18 protein-coding genes and 1 pseudogene are annotated in these 21,013 nt (G+C 56.8%); 17 read left to right on the plus strand and 2 right to left on the minus strand.

The features are described 5' to 3' along the window. Positions 1-845: 845 nt before the first annotated feature. From AC0V60_RS07490 to AC0V60_RS07500, 3 genes are all read left to right on the plus strand, one after another. Positions 846-1,019 carry an AAA family ATPase gene (locus AC0V60_RS07490; RefSeq protein WP_486179464.1) on the plus strand — a complete coding sequence of 58 codons (174 nt, stop codon included), beginning with the start codon at positions 846-848 and terminating at the stop codon, positions 1,017-1,019. 71 nt (positions 1,020-1,090) lie between these two features. Then, positions 1,091-2,221 carry an AAA family ATPase gene (locus AC0V60_RS07495; RefSeq protein WP_486177865.1) on the plus strand — a complete coding sequence of 377 codons (1,131 nt, stop codon included), beginning with the start codon at positions 1,091-1,093 and terminating at the stop codon, positions 2,219-2,221. A 1-nt stretch (position 2,222) separates the two neighbouring features. Beyond that, complete coding sequence (locus AC0V60_RS07500; RefSeq protein ID WP_486177866.1) at positions 2,223-2,723, plus strand: hypothetical protein; 501 nt, start codon at positions 2,223-2,225, stop codon at positions 2,721-2,723. 15 nt (positions 2,724-2,738) lie between these two features. On the opposite strand, the pseudogene uvrA reads toward AC0V60_RS07500, so the two are convergent. Further along, positions 2,739-5,676 (minus strand): annotated as a pseudogene (uvrA, locus tag AC0V60_RS07505) (excinuclease ABC subunit UvrA). A gap of 124 nt (positions 5,677-5,800) precedes the next feature. Further along, complete coding sequence (locus AC0V60_RS07510) at positions 5,801-5,989, minus strand: hypothetical protein (protein WP_486177867.1); 189 nt, start codon at positions 5,987-5,989, stop codon at positions 5,801-5,803. A 653-nt stretch (positions 5,990-6,642) separates the two neighbouring features. Here AC0V60_RS07510 and AC0V60_RS07515 point away from each other — a divergent pair. The 14 genes from AC0V60_RS07515 to lpdA all read left to right on the plus strand — a co-directional run bounded on the left by AC0V60_RS07515 (position 6,643) and on the right by lpdA (position 21,007). Continuing rightward, a complete protein-coding gene (locus AC0V60_RS07515; RefSeq protein WP_486177868.1) occupies positions 6,643-7,248 on the plus strand; it encodes a hypothetical protein in 606 nt (201 codons plus the stop codon). After that, on the plus strand, positions 7,245-8,144 hold the full coding sequence (locus tag AC0V60_RS07520) for a cell wall hydrolase (protein WP_486177869.1): 900 nt from the start codon (positions 7,245-7,247) through the stop codon (positions 8,142-8,144). The genes AC0V60_RS07515 and AC0V60_RS07520 overlap by 4 nt, the downstream gene beginning before the upstream one ends. Before the next feature lie 183 nt (positions 8,145-8,327). Continuing rightward, the gene (locus AC0V60_RS07525; RefSeq protein WP_486177870.1) at positions 8,328-8,684 is read left to right on the plus strand and encodes a hypothetical protein; all 357 of its coding nucleotides are present in this window, start codon (positions 8,328-8,330) and stop codon (positions 8,682-8,684) included. A gap of 102 nt (positions 8,685-8,786) precedes the next feature. After that, the gene (locus AC0V60_RS07530) at positions 8,787-9,755 is read left to right on the plus strand and encodes a Coq4 family protein (protein ID WP_486177871.1); all 969 of its coding nucleotides are present in this window, start codon (positions 8,787-8,789) and stop codon (positions 9,753-9,755) included. A 227-nt stretch (positions 9,756-9,982) separates the two neighbouring features. Then, positions 9,983-11,854 carry a putative bifunctional diguanylate cyclase/phosphodiesterase gene (locus tag AC0V60_RS07535; protein ID WP_486177872.1) on the plus strand — a complete coding sequence of 624 codons (1,872 nt, stop codon included), beginning with the start codon at positions 9,983-9,985 and terminating at the stop codon, positions 11,852-11,854. 254 nt (positions 11,855-12,108) lie between these two features. Next, positions 12,109-13,077 (plus strand): malate dehydrogenase, encoded by a 969-nt coding sequence (mdh, locus tag AC0V60_RS07540; protein WP_486177873.1) that lies wholly within the window; start codon positions 12,109-12,111, stop codon positions 13,075-13,077. A gap of 8 nt (positions 13,078-13,085) precedes the next feature. Next, positions 13,086-13,556 (plus strand): hypothetical protein, encoded by a 471-nt coding sequence (locus AC0V60_RS07545; protein WP_486177874.1) that lies wholly within the window; start codon positions 13,086-13,088, stop codon positions 13,554-13,556. 46 nt (positions 13,557-13,602) lie between these two features. Continuing rightward, complete coding sequence (locus AC0V60_RS07550) at positions 13,603-13,740, plus strand: hypothetical protein (RefSeq protein ID WP_486177875.1); 138 nt, start codon at positions 13,603-13,605, stop codon at positions 13,738-13,740. Between the two features lies 1 nt (position 13,741). Next, positions 13,742-14,035 carry a GIY-YIG nuclease family protein gene (locus tag AC0V60_RS07555; RefSeq protein ID WP_486177876.1) on the plus strand — a complete coding sequence of 98 codons (294 nt, stop codon included), beginning with the start codon at positions 13,742-13,744 and terminating at the stop codon, positions 14,033-14,035. A gap of 42 nt (positions 14,036-14,077) precedes the next feature. Continuing rightward, the gene (gene sucD, locus AC0V60_RS07560) at positions 14,078-14,968 is read left to right on the plus strand and encodes a succinate--CoA ligase subunit alpha (RefSeq protein ID WP_486177877.1); all 891 of its coding nucleotides are present in this window, start codon (positions 14,078-14,080) and stop codon (positions 14,966-14,968) included. 91 nt (positions 14,969-15,059) lie between these two features. After that, positions 15,060-15,356, plus strand: coding sequence for a GIY-YIG nuclease family protein (locus tag AC0V60_RS07565; RefSeq protein WP_486177878.1), 297 nt, complete (start codon positions 15,060-15,062; stop codon positions 15,354-15,356). Positions 15,357-15,393: 37 nt separating this feature from the next. After that, complete coding sequence (locus tag AC0V60_RS07570) at positions 15,394-18,222, plus strand: 2-oxoglutarate dehydrogenase E1 component (RefSeq protein WP_486177879.1); 2,829 nt, start codon at positions 15,394-15,396, stop codon at positions 18,220-18,222. 33 nt (positions 18,223-18,255) lie between these two features. Next, positions 18,256-19,497 carry a 2-oxoglutarate dehydrogenase complex dihydrolipoyllysine-residue succinyltransferase gene (gene odhB, locus AC0V60_RS07575; RefSeq protein WP_486177880.1) on the plus strand — a complete coding sequence of 414 codons (1,242 nt, stop codon included), beginning with the start codon at positions 18,256-18,258 and terminating at the stop codon, positions 19,495-19,497. 73 nt (positions 19,498-19,570) lie between these two features. After that, positions 19,571-21,007, plus strand: coding sequence for a dihydrolipoyl dehydrogenase (gene lpdA, locus AC0V60_RS07580; RefSeq protein ID WP_486177881.1), 1,437 nt, complete (start codon positions 19,571-19,573; stop codon positions 21,005-21,007). Positions 21,008-21,013: the final 6 nt, after the last annotated feature.

The raw sequence follows: 21,013 nt of genomic DNA on the forward strand, positions 1-21,013 counted from the left end.
GGATAGGCTGAGGCGTGTGGAGCACTTGGAACACTTGGGACACTTGGGACACTTGCAACACAGTCCCAATGACACGCCCAAACGCGCACATCACTCAAAACCAGCGATAACCGCCTCAGGCAGGTCCTCCTTGCAAGTCACCTGGCCTTGTCGCGCAGTGGCCTTGGGCCTGTTCCTCTCAAGGCGCGGGCCGCGTGATCTCCGCCCAGCGATTCGGTATGCGGAGGGGAGTATATACTACGGCATGATCCCCGTTATGTGCATGCCGATGTTTGTAGTGTGGCAATGGCTGGCGGCGCGCAAATATGCCCAAGCGGGTGGGTGAGGAAGCGCCAAATAGCTAACCCTAACCGTCATCCTGAACTTGATCTGGGATCTGGAGTCGCAAGCGCAGTGCCTAGTCGCCCTAGACCCCAGCCCCAAACCGTCACCCCGGCGAAGGCCGGGGTCCAGAGCCACAAAGCACTGAACGAGAAAGAAGCTGGATCCCGGCCCCAAAGATCACTGGCGCCGGGATGACGAGGTCTATTTTGATTGACCCGAACCACCATCCCCGTTCGTCCTGAGTCGGTGACCTATGGCCGTCTTCGTCTCCGAAGGACGCGCGCGAGCCCGAAGGACAGCCACCAAGTCAAGCCCACCCCCAACCCCTCCCGCTTGCGGGAGGGGAGCGAGACTTACTGAGCCGAAGGCCAAGCTAGTCGCAGCAGGGTGATTTGTCGCGAGCCTTCGTCACCTTAGCGAAGGCAAAACACATAAGAGCAAGTACCGAGACAATTGCAATCGGCGTATTCAAAACAGAGTCTGGTTGCTCTCAAGACGATTTTGCTCGTAACGTCAAAACTATGCTAAAAAGCCTCACCCTAAAAAACTTTCGTGCGTTCAGACACCAACGCTTTTCTTTTGGCAGGTTTAACGTTTTCGTCGGCCCGAATAACTCTGGCAAGTCGAGCGCACTAAGTGCCCTGAACGTAATAGCTCAGACAGTTCTGACATCTGATCTCAACGAGACCCCCTAGTCTTGAATGGAGATTTTGACAGTCTCGGAACCTTTATGGACCTCGTCCATGGAGGGCGTTCGAATACACCCATGGGTATTGAATTGGAATTCGATGATTTTGAGATCAGGGTCGACCTAAAGTATCGAAGTCAAAGAAGAGAAATCGAGATCACCAGATACGAATTGTTCCACAATCACAGATCAGTTTTTCAATATAATTCAAAAAAAGACTCTTTTGACCTGCGCTTAGAAGGCCGAGAGTTTGAGAAAATTCTTCCAAGTCAGAGGAAGACCCGACCGTCATTTCGGAATTTCACTCCTGTACTGCCCAACTTTACAATGATCGCCATGAGAAAGCAGCATGAAGGCCAAACGGAAATTACAGATAAAGCGGTCACAATCCTACGGCGCGCTGAACGCAGCATTAGGATGGCACGCATGGAATTGCGCCGTTCGTTTGTCGTATTTGACTCGTTGAGTCCATTTCGAGTCAAACCCGAGCGCACCTACCTTTATTCTGGAGAAACAGCTGAAAGAATAGGGACTACAGGGGCCAACACAGCTTTGCTAATGGCAAGTGATGCCGCACGGCGTGGATCCGAGAGTAAGGACATACAAGCCTCTGTTTCAAGGTGGTTTGAACTGACTGGTATTGCCAGCTCTATCGAAATCGATAGCATAAGCTCGAGGCATTTCGAGATTGTTCTTGTCGACTTTAATGGTAGCCGACAGAACATATCCGATGTTGGTTTCGGCTGCAGTCAGGTTCTTCCTGTCCTTGCGTCAGCTCTCAATGTCTTCTCAAGCAAACGCCTCGGCAGATCGAACCCGATGTTGATCATCCAAGAGCCCGAAATCCACTTACATCCGAATGCGCAAGCTTCGCTGGGTTCGTTTTTTGCAGGCATTGTGCCCATCGACGGACAGCTATTCATAGAGACCCACAGCGACAATCTTATTTTGCGGCTAGCTCGCCATGTTAGTGACGGGACCATTTCAAACGATGAAATGAAGATTTTCTATTTCCACAAGGTCGAGGGACAGTCGTTAGTGAAAGAAGTTGAAGTATCCGAGCAAGGCTTTTTATCAGAAGAATGGCCCGGTGGCTTCTTTCCTCAACGGCAGTCGGAAAGTCTCGCACTCGCCCAACAAAGTGAGAAAGCAAAAGAGCGGTCTCGCTCGGAGATTCAATTGATGTTCCAGCTTGAGAGCGGGGAATAGAATGCGACCTTTTGCCGTAGATGCGAATGCGATTAATCTCTTTCAGCAAGAGCGTTTCGAGGAACTTGAAGGTCCTGCGCACGAGGCGATTCTCACAATCTTTGAAACTGACTGTATCGCGCTGGATGAAACCGATCTTTGTCTACAGGAGTGGGTTGAGTGTGCGGGTGGCTCATTTCCATTGAACATTCGAGACTGGGCAGCAGACCAGATGGCAATGGGCAGAATACGGAGCTTCCCGCTAGCCTCCAATCAGTGTCGAAAAGCACTGCTTGCGCTCGGCATGCCGCCAGACGACCACAAATGGGTAAGGCTTGCCATAGGATGCGATGGCCGCATCATTGTAACAAATGATATTGATTTTTTCGACCCGACGAAGAAAAAAGCTCCAGCGGCAGTCAAGGCTAGAATTAAGAATAAAGGTTCCGGCCCTTGCAGCAAACAGTTGGAAAAGAAGTTTGGTGTTGAGATCAAACGACTGTGCGATGTTTGCGCTACCTAGAGATTGCTAGCGCCCCTACTCCGCCGCTTCCTTTTGGCGCTCCAACATCGGCCGCAAGTACTGCCCCGTAAAGCTGCGCTCCACCTCGGCCACTTCCTCCGGTGTCCCTGACGCCACCAACTCACCCCCGCGCACGCCGCCATCTGGCCCCAAGTCCAGAATATAATCCGCCGTCTTGATGACGTCCAAGTTGTGCTCGATCACCACCACCGAATTGCCTTGCTCGACCAGGCGGTGGAGGACCTCTAGGAGCTTGCGCACGTCCTCGAAATGCAGGCCCGTGGTGGGCTCGTCTAGGATGTAGAGCGTCTGACCCGTCGAACGCTTGGCGAGTTCCTTGGCTAGCTTCACCCGCTGGGCCTCGCCTCCCGAAAGCGTTGTGGCTTGCTGGCCGACCTTCACATAGCCCAGCCCCACCTCGCACAGCATCGCCATTTTGTCGCGGATGGGGGGGACGGCTTTGAAGAATTCGGCGGCGTCCTCAATCGTCATATCGAGCACGCCCGCGATGGAGTGGCCCTTGAACTTCACCTCCAAAGTCTCACGATTGTAGCGCGCGCCGCCGCATTCCTCGCAGGTGACGTAAACGTCGGGGAGGAAGTGCATTTCGATCTTGCGCACGCCGTCGCCTTGGCACGCCTCGCACCGCCCGCCTTTGACGTTGAAGGAGAAGCGTCCCGGTTTGTACCCGCGCGCTTTGGATTCTGGCAGGCCGGCGAACCAGTCGCGGATCTGGGTGAAGGCGCCGGTGTAGGTCGCGGGGTTGGAGCGCGGGGTGCGGCCGATGGGCGATTGGTCGATCTCGATCACCTTGTCGCAGTGTTCGAGGCCGGTGACCTTGTCATGCTTGCCAGCGATAACGCGCGCACCGTTGAGGGTCCGGGCAGCCGCTGCGTACAGCGTGTCGATGGTGAAGGACGATTTGCCCGAGCCAGAGACCCCGGTGATGCAAGTGAAGGTGCCAAGGGGAATCGAGCCGGTCACGTTTTGCAGATTGTTCGCCTGCGCCCCGTGGACGGTGAGCTTGTGCCCATTGCCCTTGCGCCGCGTCGTCGGCACCGCAATTTCGCGCCGCCCGGTCAGATAGTCAGCGGTGAGCGACTTCTTGGACTTCATGATCTGTTTAAGCGTGCCCTGCGCAACGATCTCGCCCCCGCGGACCCCTGCGCCCGGGCCAATGTCGACGATATGATCAGCGGTGCGGATGGCGTCTTCGTCATGCTCTACGACGATCACCGTATTGCCGAGGTCACGCAGGCGCTTGAGCGTTTCGAGAAGGCGGTCATTATCGCGCTGGTGGAGGCCGATGGAGGGCTCGTCGAGGACGTAAAGCACGCCGCTGAGCCCGCTCCCGATTTGCGACGCGAGACGGATGCGCTGGCTCTCCCCCGGAAAGCGTGCCGCTTGTGCGGTCGAGGTTGAGGTAGTCGAGGCCTACGTTGTCGAGGAAGCCGAGGCGCTCGTTGATCTCTTTGAGGATCGGCTTGGCAATTTGGCTCTGCTGATCGGTCAGGTGATTGTCGAGGTCGAGGAACCACGCCTTAGCATCCGAGACGCTCATCTTCACCGGTTCTGCGATATCGGTGGGGCCGTTTGCGCTGGGGATCTTCACCGCGAGCGATTTTTCATTGAGGCGTTTGCCCCCGCATGCCTCGCAAGGTTGCGATGTTTGGAACTTCGACAGCTCCTCCTGCATCCATGCACTCTCGGTCTGCGCCAGCCGCCGGTTGAGGTTGCCGACAACGCCTTCAAACGCCTTGTTGACGGTGTACTCCTTGCGCCCATCCTTAAACGTCAGCGGCACCGGCATTCCGCCCGTGCCATGCAGGATGATGAGCTGTTGGTCAGGCTCCAAATCCTTCCACTTGGTGGTGATGGTGAAGTCGTACGCCTTAGCCAGTGAGGTCAGCACCTGCATATAATAAGGCGACGGCGGGTTGGACTTCGCCCATGGAGCGACCGCGCCTTGTTTCAGCGTCAGTTCCTCATTGGGGATGACAAGCTGTGGGTCGAACAACTGCTTTTCACCGATCCCGTCGCAGGTCGGGCAAGCCCCTTGAGGTGAGTTAAACGAGAACAGGCGCGGTTCGATTTCCTCGATGGTGAAGCCGCTTACGGGGCAGGCGAATTTTTCGGAAAAGACGATGCGGTTGGCGGGGATCCCTGCCCCTTTCATCGCGCCGCCCGAGCTATCCTCATCCTCGCGCCCTGGAACAACGCCATCGGCAAGGTCGAAATAGGCAAGGCCCTCTGCGAGTTTTAGCGCGGTTTCAAACGAGTCCGCCAGCCGCGTTTGCAAACTGCCGTCGCCCTTGTCCTTCACCGCGATGCGGTCGACGACGACTTCGATGTCATGCTTGAACTTTTTATCGAGCGCAGGCGCTTCCTCAATCGGGTAAAGCTCGCCGTCGATGCGCACACGGGTAAAGCCCGCCTTTTGCCACTCGGCGAGTTCCTTGCGATATTCGCCCTTTCGGCCCCGCACCACGGGCGCGAGCAAATAGGCGCGGGTCCCCTCTGGCAGTTCCATCACCCGGTCGACTATTTGGCTGACCGACTGCGCAGAGATCGGCTTCCCCGTGGCAGGCGAGTACGGCACGCCCACCCTCGCCCACAAAAGCCTCATATAGTCGTAAATCTCAGTCACCGTCGCAACGGTCGAGCGCGGGTTGCGCGACGTGGTTTTCTGCTCGATCGAGATCGCTGGCGAGAGCCCGTCAATATGCTCAACATCGGGCTTTTGCATCATCTCCAGGAACTGACGCGCATAGGCCGACAGGCTCTCAACATAGCGCCGCTGTCCTTCAGCATAGATCGTATCGAAGGCGAGCGAAGACTTACCCGAACCCGAGAGCCCCGTGACCACGATCAGCGCGTCACGCGGCAAGTCGATATCAACGCCTTTAAGGTTGTGCTCCCGCGCACCGCGGACGGATATTTTTGTAAGCGACATAAGTTGGGCGTGTTCCGCAAATGTTCTGTGACGTCAAGGGCGCGTTCAAACCGCGTCCACCCTCATCCCCCGTTTGGAGATGAATGTTGGAGATTGCAACGCGCGGGCGTGCCGATCGTTTCGGCTACAGGCCAATCATTTTAAAGAATTCTTCCACCAGTTCTTGTGCCGCTGCAAGAAGCTTCTTGAACTCAGGAGCTTGCCTGACCGGCGCAAGCGATCCCAGAACGCTCAAAGTCTTTATGCCAAATCCGCCGATATAACGTCCGGACCGTTTCGCGCGGTGGCGGCGTGTTCGAATGCCCCGACTCAAGCGGTCAAATGCGCGCTCCGTTTCCTCAATTACAGCATTATAATTGGCTCATTCGGGCCGCTTCAACTACTCAAAATGGGCGATCCAAAGAAAAATACCCTTAAAGCAACCCATTGATTTTAATACACTCACCCTTAGAAAAAGGGGGGCTACAGGAAATCTGAAGTGCCGCCTTTTTGCGCAATCGTGAATAGATAATGCCTCTTTAGCATTCTCTGGCTCAGCGCCCTCCGGGTCGCAAACGTGAAGGCGCTAGATGTAAGAAGTTATAGAGATGCGGCGCTCCTAACCCGCCGCTCCGGGCTGGTGTATCATTGCTCGCAAGAAGGTTCGTCGCTGCACCCGGCGCCCCTGGCTTGCCGTCAAAGCATGACGCATCAGTCCGGTACCCCTTCCCTCCCCGCTCCATGCAGGGCGGCGCGTTCGACAGCCGGCGCGTTCCGCAGCCGATGCTTTGGATCTGATGGTGATCCGCCTCGCCGCTCATCGCTCTCTGCACATATCTCAGCGGCGCCGCAGGCGTGTGAGAAATCGCCGTTAACCATAGGGCTCGCAGCCGCATTAAGGCCTTGCCGCTAGATGTGCGCAATCGGGACACTGCCCCTCAAGTCCCTCGTCACTTTGATACTCCCCGGATACGCGCAGTGTGCGCTATGAAACGCGAAAAATTCTCTTTTGGTCATAAGCCCATTTTCAAGACGCCTCTTGAGACGCACGGGCGCGCGCCGAATGAATTTGCACGCGCCGAAAGGGACCACGACGAGACAGGCACCAAAGCAGACCGTGCAGCAGCGCTAGCCAGCGCGCCGCGGAATGGGTCGCACGTGGGCGTGAGCGCGCCTTCCACTTTGGCTCATGATGAACTTGCAGCACCCCCAACCCCGTCCGAAACCGATCCAGCGCCCGTCAGCGCTGCAATGAAAGGCGCGCCCAAGAGCTGGTCGCTCAAACGCCGGGTGGCCGCGCTGCTTACGGTTATCGCTATTCCAGCCGTGGCAGCTGCTGCTCCTGATGATTTCGGACAATTGCCCGGAAGCGCTCCGACCGAGGCGGAAATGGTAAGCGAACGCTTGCAAGCCGAATTGGAACGCAACCCCGCCATGCCGTTTGAGCGGCCTGGGATGAGTTTTCCGGGCTCCGCTTTTTCTTCCTTGCAGAACCGCCAGCCGATGCCCTTATCGCGCTGCCTGAACTGGACGCGCTTGCCGACGGCGTCGAGGACGGCATTGGCGAGGCGGGACGTGAGCTTGGCGCTGTGATTGATGCAGGTCCGGGGGCAAATCCGTTCTTCGCAGGCGGCGGCGCAAGCCAGATGCGCGCTCAAAACTGTTTGGCACAGGCGATCTGGTATGAAGCGGCAAGCGAAAGCGAAGCGGGGCAGCGCGCTGTGGCGCAAGTGGTCCTCAACCGCGTCAAACACCGCAATTGGCCGAGCAGCGTGTGCGGCGTTGTCTATCAAGGCTCCAGCCGCCGCACAGGGTGCCAGTTTACCTTCACCTGCGATGGCAGCCTGAGACGCAAAGCGAGCGGACGCACCTGGCACCGGGCGCAGAGGCTTGCTGAAGAAGCGCTCGGCGGCAGCGTATACGAGCCCATCGGCCACGCGACCCATTACCACACGCTTTGGATTAACCCCTATTGGGCCTCAAGCCTTGATCATGTTGGCACTATTGGGGCGCACAGGTTCTATCGCAATCGCGGTGCTGGCGGCCGGAAAGATGCCTTCACTCAAAGCTATGCCGGAGTTGAGCCGGGCGTCAATGCGCGCACGGCAGGCGGTTCGCCCAGCAGCAATGACGCGCTTCCTGGTCTGCCGATGCCAGCAAACGCGCGCTATGCGCCGACCCAGCAGCAGGGCGCGCAAGGAAGGGCACAGACCGGCGCTTCTGCTTCTGGAAGTGTTGGGCAAAGCAGTCCTGCACGAACACCGGATGGTACTGCGGCAGTTAATGGAGCAATTACTGGGCCCGGATCTGTGATCATTCAGCCCGAAGTGTCTGGCGCTGGACAGGTGCGCGACGACTATTCGCGCGCTGGACAGTGGAAGGATAACGCCTCGCGCGTTCAATTGCTTGAAGAAAGACAGCGGCTGGAACGTGAGAATTTTGAGCGGGGCAGCGCCCCCATCGCGGCAGAAAACCCAGTACCCCGCTGATTTCTCGAGCAAATTTCTGCGAACACGTAAATTACGGTTAATATGCTCTCAACCCTAGCTTCACACCAACCTTTAGGCGCTTAGGGGCTATCACGCATCCATCGTTGACCCACCGCCTGCCCAGTGGCCTTTCGAAAAGGGAGGACACCGGCCGCGCCAACCGAGTTTGGACCCAGACGCCCTATGTCAATCCATTTTGCCGCTGCACAAACCGCCGGAACCACGCCTGCGTCGGCTCTCAAAACGAGAGCATTGCTAGCAAGCGCAAGAGCGCGCGTGGCCAATGACAATGTCGATAATAGCAGGCAGCCGGGACACAGCGAACATGTCTTGCGCGCAGCCTTACAGCATTTTGCGACCCATGGGATGGGCGCAGCGAAGGTTGCCAGAGCGCAGGCAGAAAAGGCGTTTTTCCACGGCGACCGGGAAACCTACGACTGGTGGGTACAAATCACACGCACACTCGATCGGCGCATTGCGTCGAGCGTTTCCGGCCAGAACGGGCCGAAAATTTCAACGCTGAAGCCGCCTCACGGATAAAACGCCTCGGCAAGGCCATCCGCATTGGATGCAACAATCGAGAATTTTACAAAAGGTTAACGAGAGTTGACAATCTCTTAACCTTGCCACATGCCTCACGGCATGGCTACTCGGGCGCATCCAGATCACGCAAATCAGGCTGACCAAACAAATCGGTCAGATCACAGCTCCGTCTCAAAAGGCGCAGCTGCATCCTCCTTTCTTCTTCGCGGTAAAGGCGGCGGCGAGGGCGGCACTCTTGACGCGGGCGAGCCAGGAACCGGCACGATATCGCGAGTAACCAGTGACGGCGTTGAGACGCTGCCGGTCGTGCATCCTGACAGGGAACGGCCTGAATTTAATTTCGCCAAAGGGTGGAAACACCTTCGCATTTTGGTGAAAGACAAAGACCGCACCGATGAACTGTTTGGCGTTCTTGATTCCTTGCCATGGCGCAACGTGAATGAGGAAGCGGCGGCGTTCCTTAAGACTGGCCTAGGGCGCCAGATTTACCAATCTGAGCCGTACCTGCCCGACATTCTTGACGATCACGCAACCTTGAGAAAGATGCCAAAGGGCAGCTTTGCTGACACCTATTGCAATTTCATGGAAGCCGAAGGACTGACAGCCGCAGGTCTGATTGAAGAGGCAAATGTCTATCGCCGCGACAACGTAATCCTTGAGGATGGCGTTGAGTGGTACAACAATCGCCTGCGCGACACCCACGATATTCTGCATGTTTTAACGGGTTATGGCCGGGACACCTTGGGTGAGCAATGTCTCCTTGCCTTCCTCTTCGACCAACGCCCGAGCCCTGGCCACCTATTTCTTGGCTGGCTTGGTACGCTGTTGATGAAAGTGAAGATGAAAACCAAGGCTCCGGTTTTTGGTGCATTTTTGCAAGCGCGGCGTGACGGACGTTTGACGCAGCGCATTGTCGAACAGCCAATTCTCGATCTGTTGCCGCTGCCAATGGAAGAGGTGCGGCGCAGGCTCAAGATTCCTGAGCCGAAAATCTATCGCCGAGTGCTTGAAGTTTGGCGCAGCGAGGGCATTGACCCGCACGCGCTGCTTGGAAAAGACGCGACTTAGAATATTCCGGTTCGAAGCGCCGCCGGGCGCCTTTGCTGCATTGTCGCTCGTACGGTCCTTTAATCTTCCCGCAAGAGAAGGCGTAGAGGCGCTGTTAACCACTAAGTGACTTCTTCGCGCTAGGGCAAGGTCCGGGTAGCAGCAGGACGAAGCTCATTTTTAAGCTGGAACATCTATTGTCAGGCCCTCAGGGGGAGGACGCAGTTGACCAAGAGGTTAGGAGAACCTTGGTCGAATCGCTGTATTCCAGCCCTATTAACCTGATAATCGGCGCGGTTGCGACTGTGAGCGCTGCAGGGGTTGCAGCGTGGATTTCCGACTTGTCTGGCCTGTGGATTGCTGCCGTTTTTCTTACGGTTATTGCATTTGTCCGAGTAACAGCATCATTTGGCCTTTCGCGGGATGACTATGACAGTTCGACCACAATGCTCGAATTGACATATGAAATTGGCGCCTTCAGCTTTGCTTTGGCCTTGGGAGCAACCGCTGCCTACACCATCTTGGTAAGCGCCCCCTCTCAAGTCCAAGTGCTTATGGTGGCAAATGCTCTTGGCTACGGAATTGGCGTATCAGCTCGAAATGCGGGCCGCCCTACAATCGCAATTGGGCAGTTGGCGTTCTCCTGCTTGCCCATCGCGATTGCGTCTTTTGCGACGCTGCAGATAGGATACGTGGCGCTGGGCATTACAATCCTACTGCTCATCCCGGCACAAACAGTCATCACACGCCGCATCTTTAGCGAACTGCGCGATTCTATTGCCTCGGCTCAGGCCAATGCTCAACTTGCTCGCAAGATGCAATCACTGGCGCGCACAGACGTCGTGACCGGTCTCGCCAACCGCGCTGGCCTTAACTATGCGGTCGCAGAGACATTGGAACAGGCAACGCCCAATGTGAATCTCGCGCTTATCTGGGTCGACCTTGATCGCTTTAAAGAAGTGAACGATTTGCTTGGCCACCCTGTTGGCGACAAAGTCCTTAAAGGTGTGGCTGAAAGGCTGGTTGACGTGTCGCCTGACGGCAGCACTGTTGCGCGTTTTGGCGGCGATGAGTTCATCGTGTTTTGCCCTATCGACAATGTGAAGCATGCAGAGCTTATCGCTAGCGAAATCCACTGCGAGATCATGTGCCCGATGCGCATCGAAGGCGAGCTGCTGGAAATTCGCGCCTCGCTTGGTGTCGCCCTGCTGCCTGATAATGCGGGTGATGGCGAACAATTGATGCAGCGCGCGGACTTGGCGCTGTATCACGCGAAAGTGGGGGGCCGCTCGCAAACGTGTTTTTACAATCCTTCGATGAGCCGCGATCTTGTGCGCCGGCGCGAAATTGAAGCCGAGCTGCGCACCGCCATCCAGCGCGATGAGCTGTCGATTTTCTTCCAGCCGATTGTCGATCTGGAGACAGGACAGATCAAAAGCTTCGAGGCGCTTGTGCGGTGGTTCCACCCTGAAAAGGGCGAGCTGCGGCCTGACGAATTTATCCCGGTGGCTGAAGAGACCGGCGTTATCGTGACGCTTGGCAATTGGATCACGGTACAGGCTGCGAAAATCGCTGCGAGTTGGCCGGAAGATGTGACCGTTGCGGTCAATTTGTCCCCGCTCCAAATCCGCGCGCCGGGTGCTGCACTCGGGATCAAGAACGCGCTTCGCGAGGCAGGCCTTGCGCCGGAACGTCTCGAGCTCGAAGTGACCGAAAGTCTCTTCATCGAAGACAACCACGCAACGGGGGCCTTCATCGAAGAGCTTTCCGATATGGGCGTGCGCTTTGCACTTGACGACTTTGGAACGGGCTATTCCTCGCTCAGCTATATCAACAACTTCCCCTTCTCAAAAATCAAGGTCGACCGCAGTTTTGTATCCGGCAGTCAAGCCGGGCAGAAAAGCGATGCGATCATCCATGCCGTTGCCAAAATGGGGAACACGCTGGGAATGGATATTGTCGCAGAAGGTCTGGAAACAGCCGAGCAGGTGAGCGCGGTGCGCAAGGCTGGGTGCAATCTGGGTCAAGGCTATCACTTCAGCCGCGCGGTGCCGGATTATCTCGCCGCTATGCTGCTGGCTCAAGAGCGCGAAAACACGCCCCGCCAGATAAGCGCCTAAGCGATCACACCATCCTGTTGAGCATAGTGCGGGTCCGGGCTGCGACCAGGTGCCGCCACGCGGCCGTATTGCGACTGCGAACTGTTTACAAAGATAGATAGCTGATAGGCGCTTTTGTCTGTTGCAACGACTCATTTGCAGGCCTACCCCCGGCGTCTAGACCGGAGCATGGCAGGTTGGGACGGCCGCCTTTTGCGCTTCCTCTCACGTCGCTTCCGTCCCCGCGCAACGTTTGGGAAGGATTACCCCTTTTTATGGCCCGCAACAAAATCGCCCTCATCGGCTCCGGTATGATCGGAGGCACGCTCGCCCACCTCGCTGCTAAAAAGGAGCTTGGCGACATTGTGCTGTTCGACATCTCTGAAGGCATGCCTCAGGGTAAAGCGCTCGACCTGTCGCAGTGCGGCCCGGTTGAGGGGTTTGATGCGAAAGTCACGGGCTCCAACGATTACGCCGATATTGCAGGCAGCGATGTAGTGATCGTGACCGCTGGCGTTCCGCGCAAGCCCGGCATGAGCCGCGATGATCTTTTGGGCATCAACCTCAAAGTGATGAAAGCCGTCGGTGAAGGCATTAAGAACAACTGCCCTGACGCCTTTGTGATCTGCATCACCAATCCGCTGGACGCGATGGTTTGGGCTCTGCGTGAGTTTTCTGGCCTGCCGCATAATAAAGTCGTCGGCATGGCGGGCGTTCTCGACAGCGCGCGCTTTGCGACCTTCCTTGCTTGGGAGTTCGATTGCAGCGTTAAAGACGTCAACGCCTTTGTGCTTGGCGGCCACGGCGACACCATGGTTCCAGTGAAGAGCTACACCACCATTAACGGCATTCCTGTTGACGACTACGCCAAGATCAAAGGCGTGTCGGCCGACCGCATTGACGAAATCGTTGACCGCACCCGCAAAGGCGGCGGCGAAATCGTTGGCCTGCTCGGCAATGGTTCAGCCTACTACGCCCCGGCGACATCAGCTATCGCTATGGCCGAAGCCTATCTGGGCGACCAAAAACGCATCCTTCCATGCGCAAGTTATGTGACAGGCAAATACGGCCTCGACGGCATGTATGTCGGCGTTCCTACAGTGATCGGCGCAGGCGGCACCGAGGAAGTGGTCGAAATCGAGCTTTCGGGCGAAGAGAAAGCCAACCTCAAAGTCTCAACCGACGCAGTCGAAGAGCTGCTTGAGGCGTGTAAGGGTCTGGATAGCTCTTTAGTAAATAACTAGAGTGTGAAATGAGCTTTGATTTGATCATTTTCGACGCTTCAGGCGCACCGGAAGAAGTGAATTCGCGGGATGATTGGCTTGCTTCCATTATTGAAGAGAGCAGCGATATCGATTCCCCGTCCGAATTAAATTCGAGTGGCCTTGAGAGTTTCTATAAGGAAATTACAAAATTATTTCCTGACGTGCGTTTGTCTGGAGTACCGTCTGACATGGATCCAGACTGCGGCTCTGAATACTATTTAACGCAAAAAACAGTCACTATTTGCTTCCGCTGGAACAAGGCCGAAGAAGCTTATGACATCGTTCGCAATATGTGCGTCTCAGTCGGGGTCGGCTTAATGGAAACAAGTACACCTGCCCGTTACTTTCCGGGCGATCCTTTGGGATCACCAACTTCAGGTCGATGGAGAGAGATTTCCAGAGAATTCAGCGATCAAATTAGTGACACCAGTTCGCGCGTTTCGGATGAAAATATTTGATCCGAAACATCTAGTAGCGCTGGCTTGTAATATTTCGGAGAAACAAATGCCCATCCTCATTAACAAAGACACCGGTCACCCCGGCGTAGGCCGGGGTCCAGAATGGCGCGTGCTTCGCTCTGGTTCGCTGGATAACGGCCTACGCCGGCATGACGTTGGTGGCCTTCGCCGGAATGACGGCTGAAATGGAGAAAGGCGGCTTTGTCTACATGATGGCAAGCCGCAAGAATGGGACGATTTACATTGGTGTGACCTCTGATTTGCCCAAACGGGCCTGGGAACACCGGGAGGCAAGAATTGAAGGCTTCACGAAGAAATATGGCTGCAAAATACTCGTCTGGTTTGAACAACACGACACCATTGAAGCGGCCATCACTCGCGAACGCCAAATGAAGGAATGGAAGCGCGCTTGGAAGTTGCGCTTGATTGAAAAGAAGAACCCCAATTGGGACGATTTGTTCGAGTTGGTTTGTAGTTAGCTGGATACCGGCCTTCGCCGGTATGACGAATGAGGATAGCGAATGAGCATTCTGATTAACAAAGACACCAAGGTCATCACCCAAGGGATGACCGGCAACACCGGTACCTTCCACACCCAGCAGGCGCTTGATTACGGCACCCAAATGGTGGCAGGCGTTACTCCCGGCAAAGGCGGGACCGAGCACATCGGCGTGCCGCAATTTAACACCGTGCGCGAAGCGAAAGCTGCGACCGGTGCGACTGCTTCTTGCATTTACGTCCCCCCACCCTTCGCAGCCGATGCGATTTGCGAAGCGATTGAGGCGGAAGTTGAGCTTATCATCTGCATCACCGAAGGCATTCCTGTGCTCGACATGGTGCGCGCCAAGGCCGCTCTCACCGGCTCAAAATCACGCCTCATCGGCCCGAACTGCCCCGGCGTCCTCACCCCTGATGAGTGCAAAATCGGCATTATGCCGGGCTCTATCTTTAAGAAGGGTAGCGTTGGCGTGGTCTCACGCTCGGGCACGCTCACTTATGAAGCCGTGCACCAGACCACTATGGTTGGCCTTGGCCAAACCACGGCTGTCGGCATCGGCGGTGACCCGGTAAATGGCACCAACTTTATCGACGTGCTCGACCTCTACCTTGACGATCCAGAGACCAAGTCGATGATCATGATCGGCGAAATCGGCGGGTCTGCCGAAGAAGAAGCGGCGGAATTCTTGAAGCAAGAAGCTGCCAAGGGCCGCTCGAAGCCAACCGTAGGCTTTATCGCAGGCCGCACAGCGCCTCCGGGCCGCCGTATGGGTCACGCAGGCGCGATTGTGTCGGGCGGTAAAGGCGGCGCAGACGACAAGATCGCTGCGATGGAAGACGCTGGCATCCGCGTATCGCCCTCGCCCAGCGAGCTCGGCACGACGCTCGACGCCATGCTCAAAGAGATGGCGTAGCAACCAAGCGCGAGTCCCCGCGAAGGCGGGGACCTCCCCGAATTTTGCACGAGGTCCCCGCCTTCGCGGGGACTTACAAGGGGCAAAAGGATTGAAAGGAGGCTTCGTTTACACTCTCACCAACCGCAAAGACGGCGTACTCAACATTGGGGTCACCAGCGACCTTGCGACAAGAACTGAGCAACATAGGCTCGGCAAGGTTTCGAGTTTCACCAAGAAGTACAATTGCCATCGTCTCGTTTGGTTTGAATGGTTTGACGACCTCAACAATGGGCAGCGTCAGGAACGGCGCATGAAGAAATGGAACCGGGAATGGAAAATGAAACGGATCGAGGAAAGCAAGCCCGGCTGGGAAGATCTGACCAACGCCATTCCGCACATTAACTGAAGGAGGTTCCCGCCTTCGCGGGGACTCGCAGGCTGATATGAACGAGCAAAGCACAAACTTCATCCCGGAAATGACCGACCAAGAAGGCCCGCAGCCCGGCCCATCTTGGGGCAACGCGAAATGGATGGCTGAAGTCGCCGACGCAGGCGCTGATCTCAATGCCGCAATGGACCCGACGCAGATGTGGTTGGAGGCGAAGGAGACGGTCGGCAAAGCGGCGAAGGCTGATGGTAAATCCGCCGATCCGGCAGCGATTGAGAAGGCGGCGAACCTCTCGATTGCTGCCATGACCCTCGTGCGGCTTTACCGTGTGCGCGGGCATTTGGCTTCGCAGCTTGACCCCCTTGGCATCAGTCAGAAGCGCGGCGACCCGGCTGACCTCACCCTCGCCTTTCATGGGCTCGACGGCAAGGAAGAGGAAGAGGTCTATGTGGGCGGCGTGCTCGGCATGGAGTGGACCACCGTTGGCGCGCTCTACAGGCGTCTGCGCGAGGTGTACTGCGGCAATGTCGGCCTTGAATACATGCACATCGCCGACACCGAAGAGCGGCGTTTCCTGCAAGATAAGTTCGAAAGCCCCGGCAAGACGATTGAATTCACCCCTGAGGGTAAGAAAGCGATCCTAGCGGCTGTCCTTCGCGGCGAAGGGTATGAGGAGTTCCTCGGCAAGAAATATGTCGGGACCAAGCGTTTCGGCCTTGACGGCGGCGAATCCATGATCCCGGCGCTTGAGGCGGTGATCAAGCACGGCGGTTCGGCCGGCGTTCGCCAAATCGTTTACGGCATGGCGCACCGCGGGCGTTTGAACGTGCTCGCCAATGTGATGAGCAAACCGTACAAAGTGATCTTTCACGAATTTTCCGGCGGCACTGCCAATCCCGAAGACGTGGGCGGCTCGGGCGATGTGAAATATCACCTTGGCACCAGCACCGACCGCGAATTTGACGGGATCAGCGTCCACATGTCGCTCACCCCCAACCCGTCTCACCTTGAGACAGTGAACCCGGTGGTTCTGGGCAAAGTTCGCGCGCAGCAGGCGATCCGCGATGACCTTGAGTACAAGGACTCGGTCCTTCCGGTCCTCATCCACGGCGATGCGGCCTTTGCTGGCCAAGGGGTTGTGTGGGAGAGCCTCTCGCTCTCAGGCGTCAACGGCTATGACACCGGCGGCTGCATCCACTTTATCATCAACAACCAGATTGGTTTCACGACCAGCCCGAGGTTTGCGCGCAACTCGCCTTACCCAAGCGACGTTGCAAAAGGCGTGATGGCGCCGATCCTGCACGTCAACGGCGATGATCCCGAAGCGGTAACCTTCGCGTGCAAGCTTGCGATTGAGTACCGCCAGAAATTCCACCGCGATGTGGTGATCGACATGTGGTGTTATCGCCGCTTTGGTCACAACGAAGGCGATGAACCCAAGTTCACCCAGCCGCTGATGTATGACGTGATTAAAAACCACCCCAAGGTGAGCCGCGTGTATGAAGAGCGCCTGATCGCTGAAGGCGTCATAGATGCAGGGCACCGAGAGGCGGTTGCGAAGGAATTCTCCGACCTTCTCGAAGAGGAATTTGAGGCGGCCAAGAGTTACTCCGCCAATGAGGCGGACTGGTTCGGGGGACGCTGGGCCGGTCTTAACAAGCCAGCTGATGATGAAACCGCGCGGCGCAATATTGAGACCGCGATTGAGCCGAAGACCTTCGATGCGCTTGGCCGCACGCTTACCCAGGTTCCCGAGGATGTGACTATTCACAAGACCTTGGCCCGCGTCCTTAAAGCCAAATCTCAAATGTTTGAGAGCGGTGACGGCTTCGATTGGGCCACCGCAGAGGCCCTCGCATTCGGGTCCCTTGTGATGGAAGGCTACAACGTGCGTCTTTCGGGTCAGGATTCCGGACGCGGCACCTTCTCACAGCGGCACTCCGTCTGGGTCGACCAGAAAACCGAGGACAAATACATTCCCCTCACCACCCTGCCCCATGGAAAGTTTGAGGTCTATGACAGCACGCTCTCCGAGTACGGCGTGCTCGGGTTTGAATACGGCTTCGCCATGGCAGACCCCAAAAGCCTCGTCCTTTGGGAAGCGCAATTTGGCGATTTTGCCAATGGCGCGCAGATCATGATCGACCAATATATCGCGAGCGGCGAATCCAAATGGCTACGCGCCAATGGCCTCGTGATGTTGCTGCCCCATGGTTATGAGGGTCAGGGACCAGAACACTCTTCCGCGCGGCTCGAACGCTTCCTGCAATTGTGCGCCAGCGACAATCTTCAGGTTTGCAACATCACGACGCCTGCCAACTATTTCCACGTACTTCGCCGGCAGATGCTGCGCTCATTCCGCAAGCCGCTCGTCATTATGACGCCCAAATCCTTGCTGCGTCACCCAATGGCGAAATCCCCGCGCGAAGAGTTTGAAGGCGACTGGCAATTCAAGCGGATCAAATCTGATCCCGCGATGGAGACGAACACGCCAGCCGATGAGAAGATCAAGCGCGTCGTCCTGTGTTCCGGCAAGGTCGCCTATGACCTTATCGAGAAACGCGATGCGGAGGGTATCGACGATATTTCAATCATCCGTATCGAACAGCTCTACCCCTTCCCCGGCGATCCTTTGGGCGTGCGTTTAAAGCGCATGACCAACCTCAAAGAGGTCATCTGGTGTCAGGAAGAGCCTAAGAACAACGGCGCTTGGTTCTTTGTCGAAAGCCGCATTGAAAAATCGCTCGAACTGGGCGGGCATTTCGGAATGCGCCCCTTCTATGTCGGCCGTGATGCATCGGCCTCACCCGCCACAGGCCTGGCCAAACGCCATGCTGAGCAACAAGCGCGGCTCGTCGCCGAAGCGCTTGGTCTTGCTAAATAATTTTACGCCAATTCAAATTTAGGATTACAGGAAATGGCTACAGAAATCACAGTCCCTCAACTGGGCGAATCGGTCACAGAGGGCTCGATCGGGGAATGGCTCAAACAGCCCGGCGATGCGGTTGCAGTCGATGAACCGATCTGCTCGCTTGAAACAGATAAGGTTGCAGTCGACGTGCCATCGCCTGTCGCTGGCGTGCTGAGCGAGCACCGCGCAGCCGAAGGTGACACGGTCGAAGTGGGCGCTGTTCTTGCAATTATCGAAGCAGGCGCTACCGGCGCTGCGACGGGCGGAGAAGAAGCAGCCCGCAGCCAGCAGGCGCGCGATGTAATGGAAGAGGCTCCCAAAAGCGCCTCAACCGCTGCGCAAACCCTCTCACCTGCCGTGCGCCGTGCGGTGCTGGAACACGGCGTCGACCCCAGCACGATCAAAGGCACCGGCAAAGACGGCCGCCTGACCAAAGAGGACGTGGTCGCGGCTGCCAAGGCCAAGAGCGATCCGGCGCCTGCTGCTCAAACCGGCACTAAGGCGGTCACTGACGTCGGCAATCCGGGCGACGGTAAAGCGACCGGCGAACGCCGCGAAGAGCGCGTCAAAATGACCCGTATGCGTCAGACAATCGCCAAGCGTCTCAAAGGCGCTCAGGAAGAAGCGGCGCTGCTCACCACATTCAACGATGTGGACATGAGCGCGGTCATCGAAGCGCGCACCAAATACAAAGACATGTTCGCAAAGAAGCATGATATCCGCCTCGGATTCATGGGCTTTTTCGCAAAAGCGGCCTGTCTTGCACTCAAAGACGTACCGAGCGTCAACGCCTATATCGAGGGTGATGAAATCGTCTATCACGACTATGTCGATATCTCGGTCGCTGTGTCTGCGCCCAACGGTCTTGTGGTCCCGGTCATCCGCGATTGTCAGGACAAGGGCTTTGCCCGGATCGAGAAAGACATCGCCGATTTTGGCAAGCGCGCGAAAGACGGCACGCTCACCATGGCCGATATGACCGGCGGCACCTTCACCATCTCCAACGGCGGTGTGTTCGGGTCGCTGATGAGCACTCCAATCATCAACCCGCCGCAGAGCGCAGTGCTGGGCCTTCACCGGATTGAGGATCGCCCTGTTGCTGTGAATGGCGAAGTTGTGATCCGTCCGATGATGTACATCGCATTGAGCTATGACCACCGCCTGATCGACGGGCGCGAGGCTGTGACTGCGCTGAAAATCATCAAGGAAGCGATCGAAGATCCAACCCGGATGCTGATCGACCTTTGATCGGCAACCGCCTCACATTGAAACACCGATATTCAGATCCCACCTTCAGTGCAATGGGATCATGGAGCTGAAAATGGCTGACCATAATTACGACTACGATTGCCTTGTTATTGGCGCTGGCCCAGGCGGCTATGTCGCTGCGATCCGCGCGGCGCAATTGGGCTTGAAGACAGCCTGTGTTGAGGCGCGCGAGACGCTTGGCGGTACCTGCCTCAATGTGGGCTGTATCCCGTCCAAAGCGCTGCTTCACGCCTCCGAACTGTTTGACGAAGCGCAAAACGGCCACTTCGCCACATGGGGGATCGAGGCCAAGGCAACCTTCGACCTTTCAAAAATGATGGGCGAGAAGACCAAGGCCGTCGGCGAGCTTACCGGCGGCATCGAATTCCTGTTCAAGAAGAACAAAGTGACCTGGCTCAAAGGCCTCGGCTCGTTCGAGGACGCGCACACGGTCAAAGTCGGTGATAAGACCGTCACGGCCAAAGACATCGTGATTGCAACCGGCTCCAGCGTAACACCCCTTCCCGGCGTTGAAGTCGACAACGCAGGCGGGCGCATCGTTGACTCGACCGGCGCTCTCGAGCTTTCTGAAGTGCCAGAGCATCTCGTCGTTATCGGTGGCGGCGTGATTGGCCTCGAGCTTGGCAGCGTATGGCGGCGACTTGGTGCAAAGGTCACTGTGGTGGAATTTCTCCCTCAAATCCTGCCCGGCATGGATGAGGAAGTGCGCAAGGAAGCCAACAAGATCTTCAAAAAGCAGGGCATGGAAATGATGCTCGGCCACAAGGTCACCGGCGCTAGCGTGAAGGGCAAAAAGGTCGCTCTTACCGTCGAGAAATCCGATGACGGCCCTTCGACAGGCTCAGGACAGGCGCAAACCATCGATGCAAGCCACGTGCTGGTTGCGATTGGCCGGCGTCCGAACACCGATGGCCTCGCGCTTGAGAAAGCGGGTCTTGAGGTGAACAATCGCGGCCAGATTGAAATCGACCACGACTTCCGCACCAAGACCGGCGGCATCTGGGCCATCGGCGACGTGGTCCCCGGCCCGATGCTCGCCCACAAGGCCGAAGACGAAGGCGTTGCGGTCGCTGAAAATATCGCGGGCGAAACCGGCATTGTGAACCACGATGTGATCCCAAGCGTCGTTTACACCACCCCGGAAATTGCAGGCGTTGGCCTTAGCCAAGAACAAGCCATCGAGGCAGCAGGCGGCGATAAGAAAGCTGTCAAAGTCGGCAAATTCCCGATGATGGCAAACAGCCGAGGCAAAGCGAACCGCGACACCGATGGCTTTGTAAAAGTCATCGCCGATGCGGAAACCGACCGCGTGCTGGGCGTGTGGATGATTAACTCGCTTGCCGGCACGATGATCGCGCAGGCCGCGCAAGCGATGGAATTTGGCGCAACGTCGGAAGACATCGCCTACACCTGCCACGCCCACCCCACCCACGCCGAGGCCTTCAAGGAGGCAGCGATGGCAGTTCAGGGTAAGCCTATTCATATGTGATTTGGA

The organism is Erythrobacter sp. S259, from assembly GCF_057364965.1.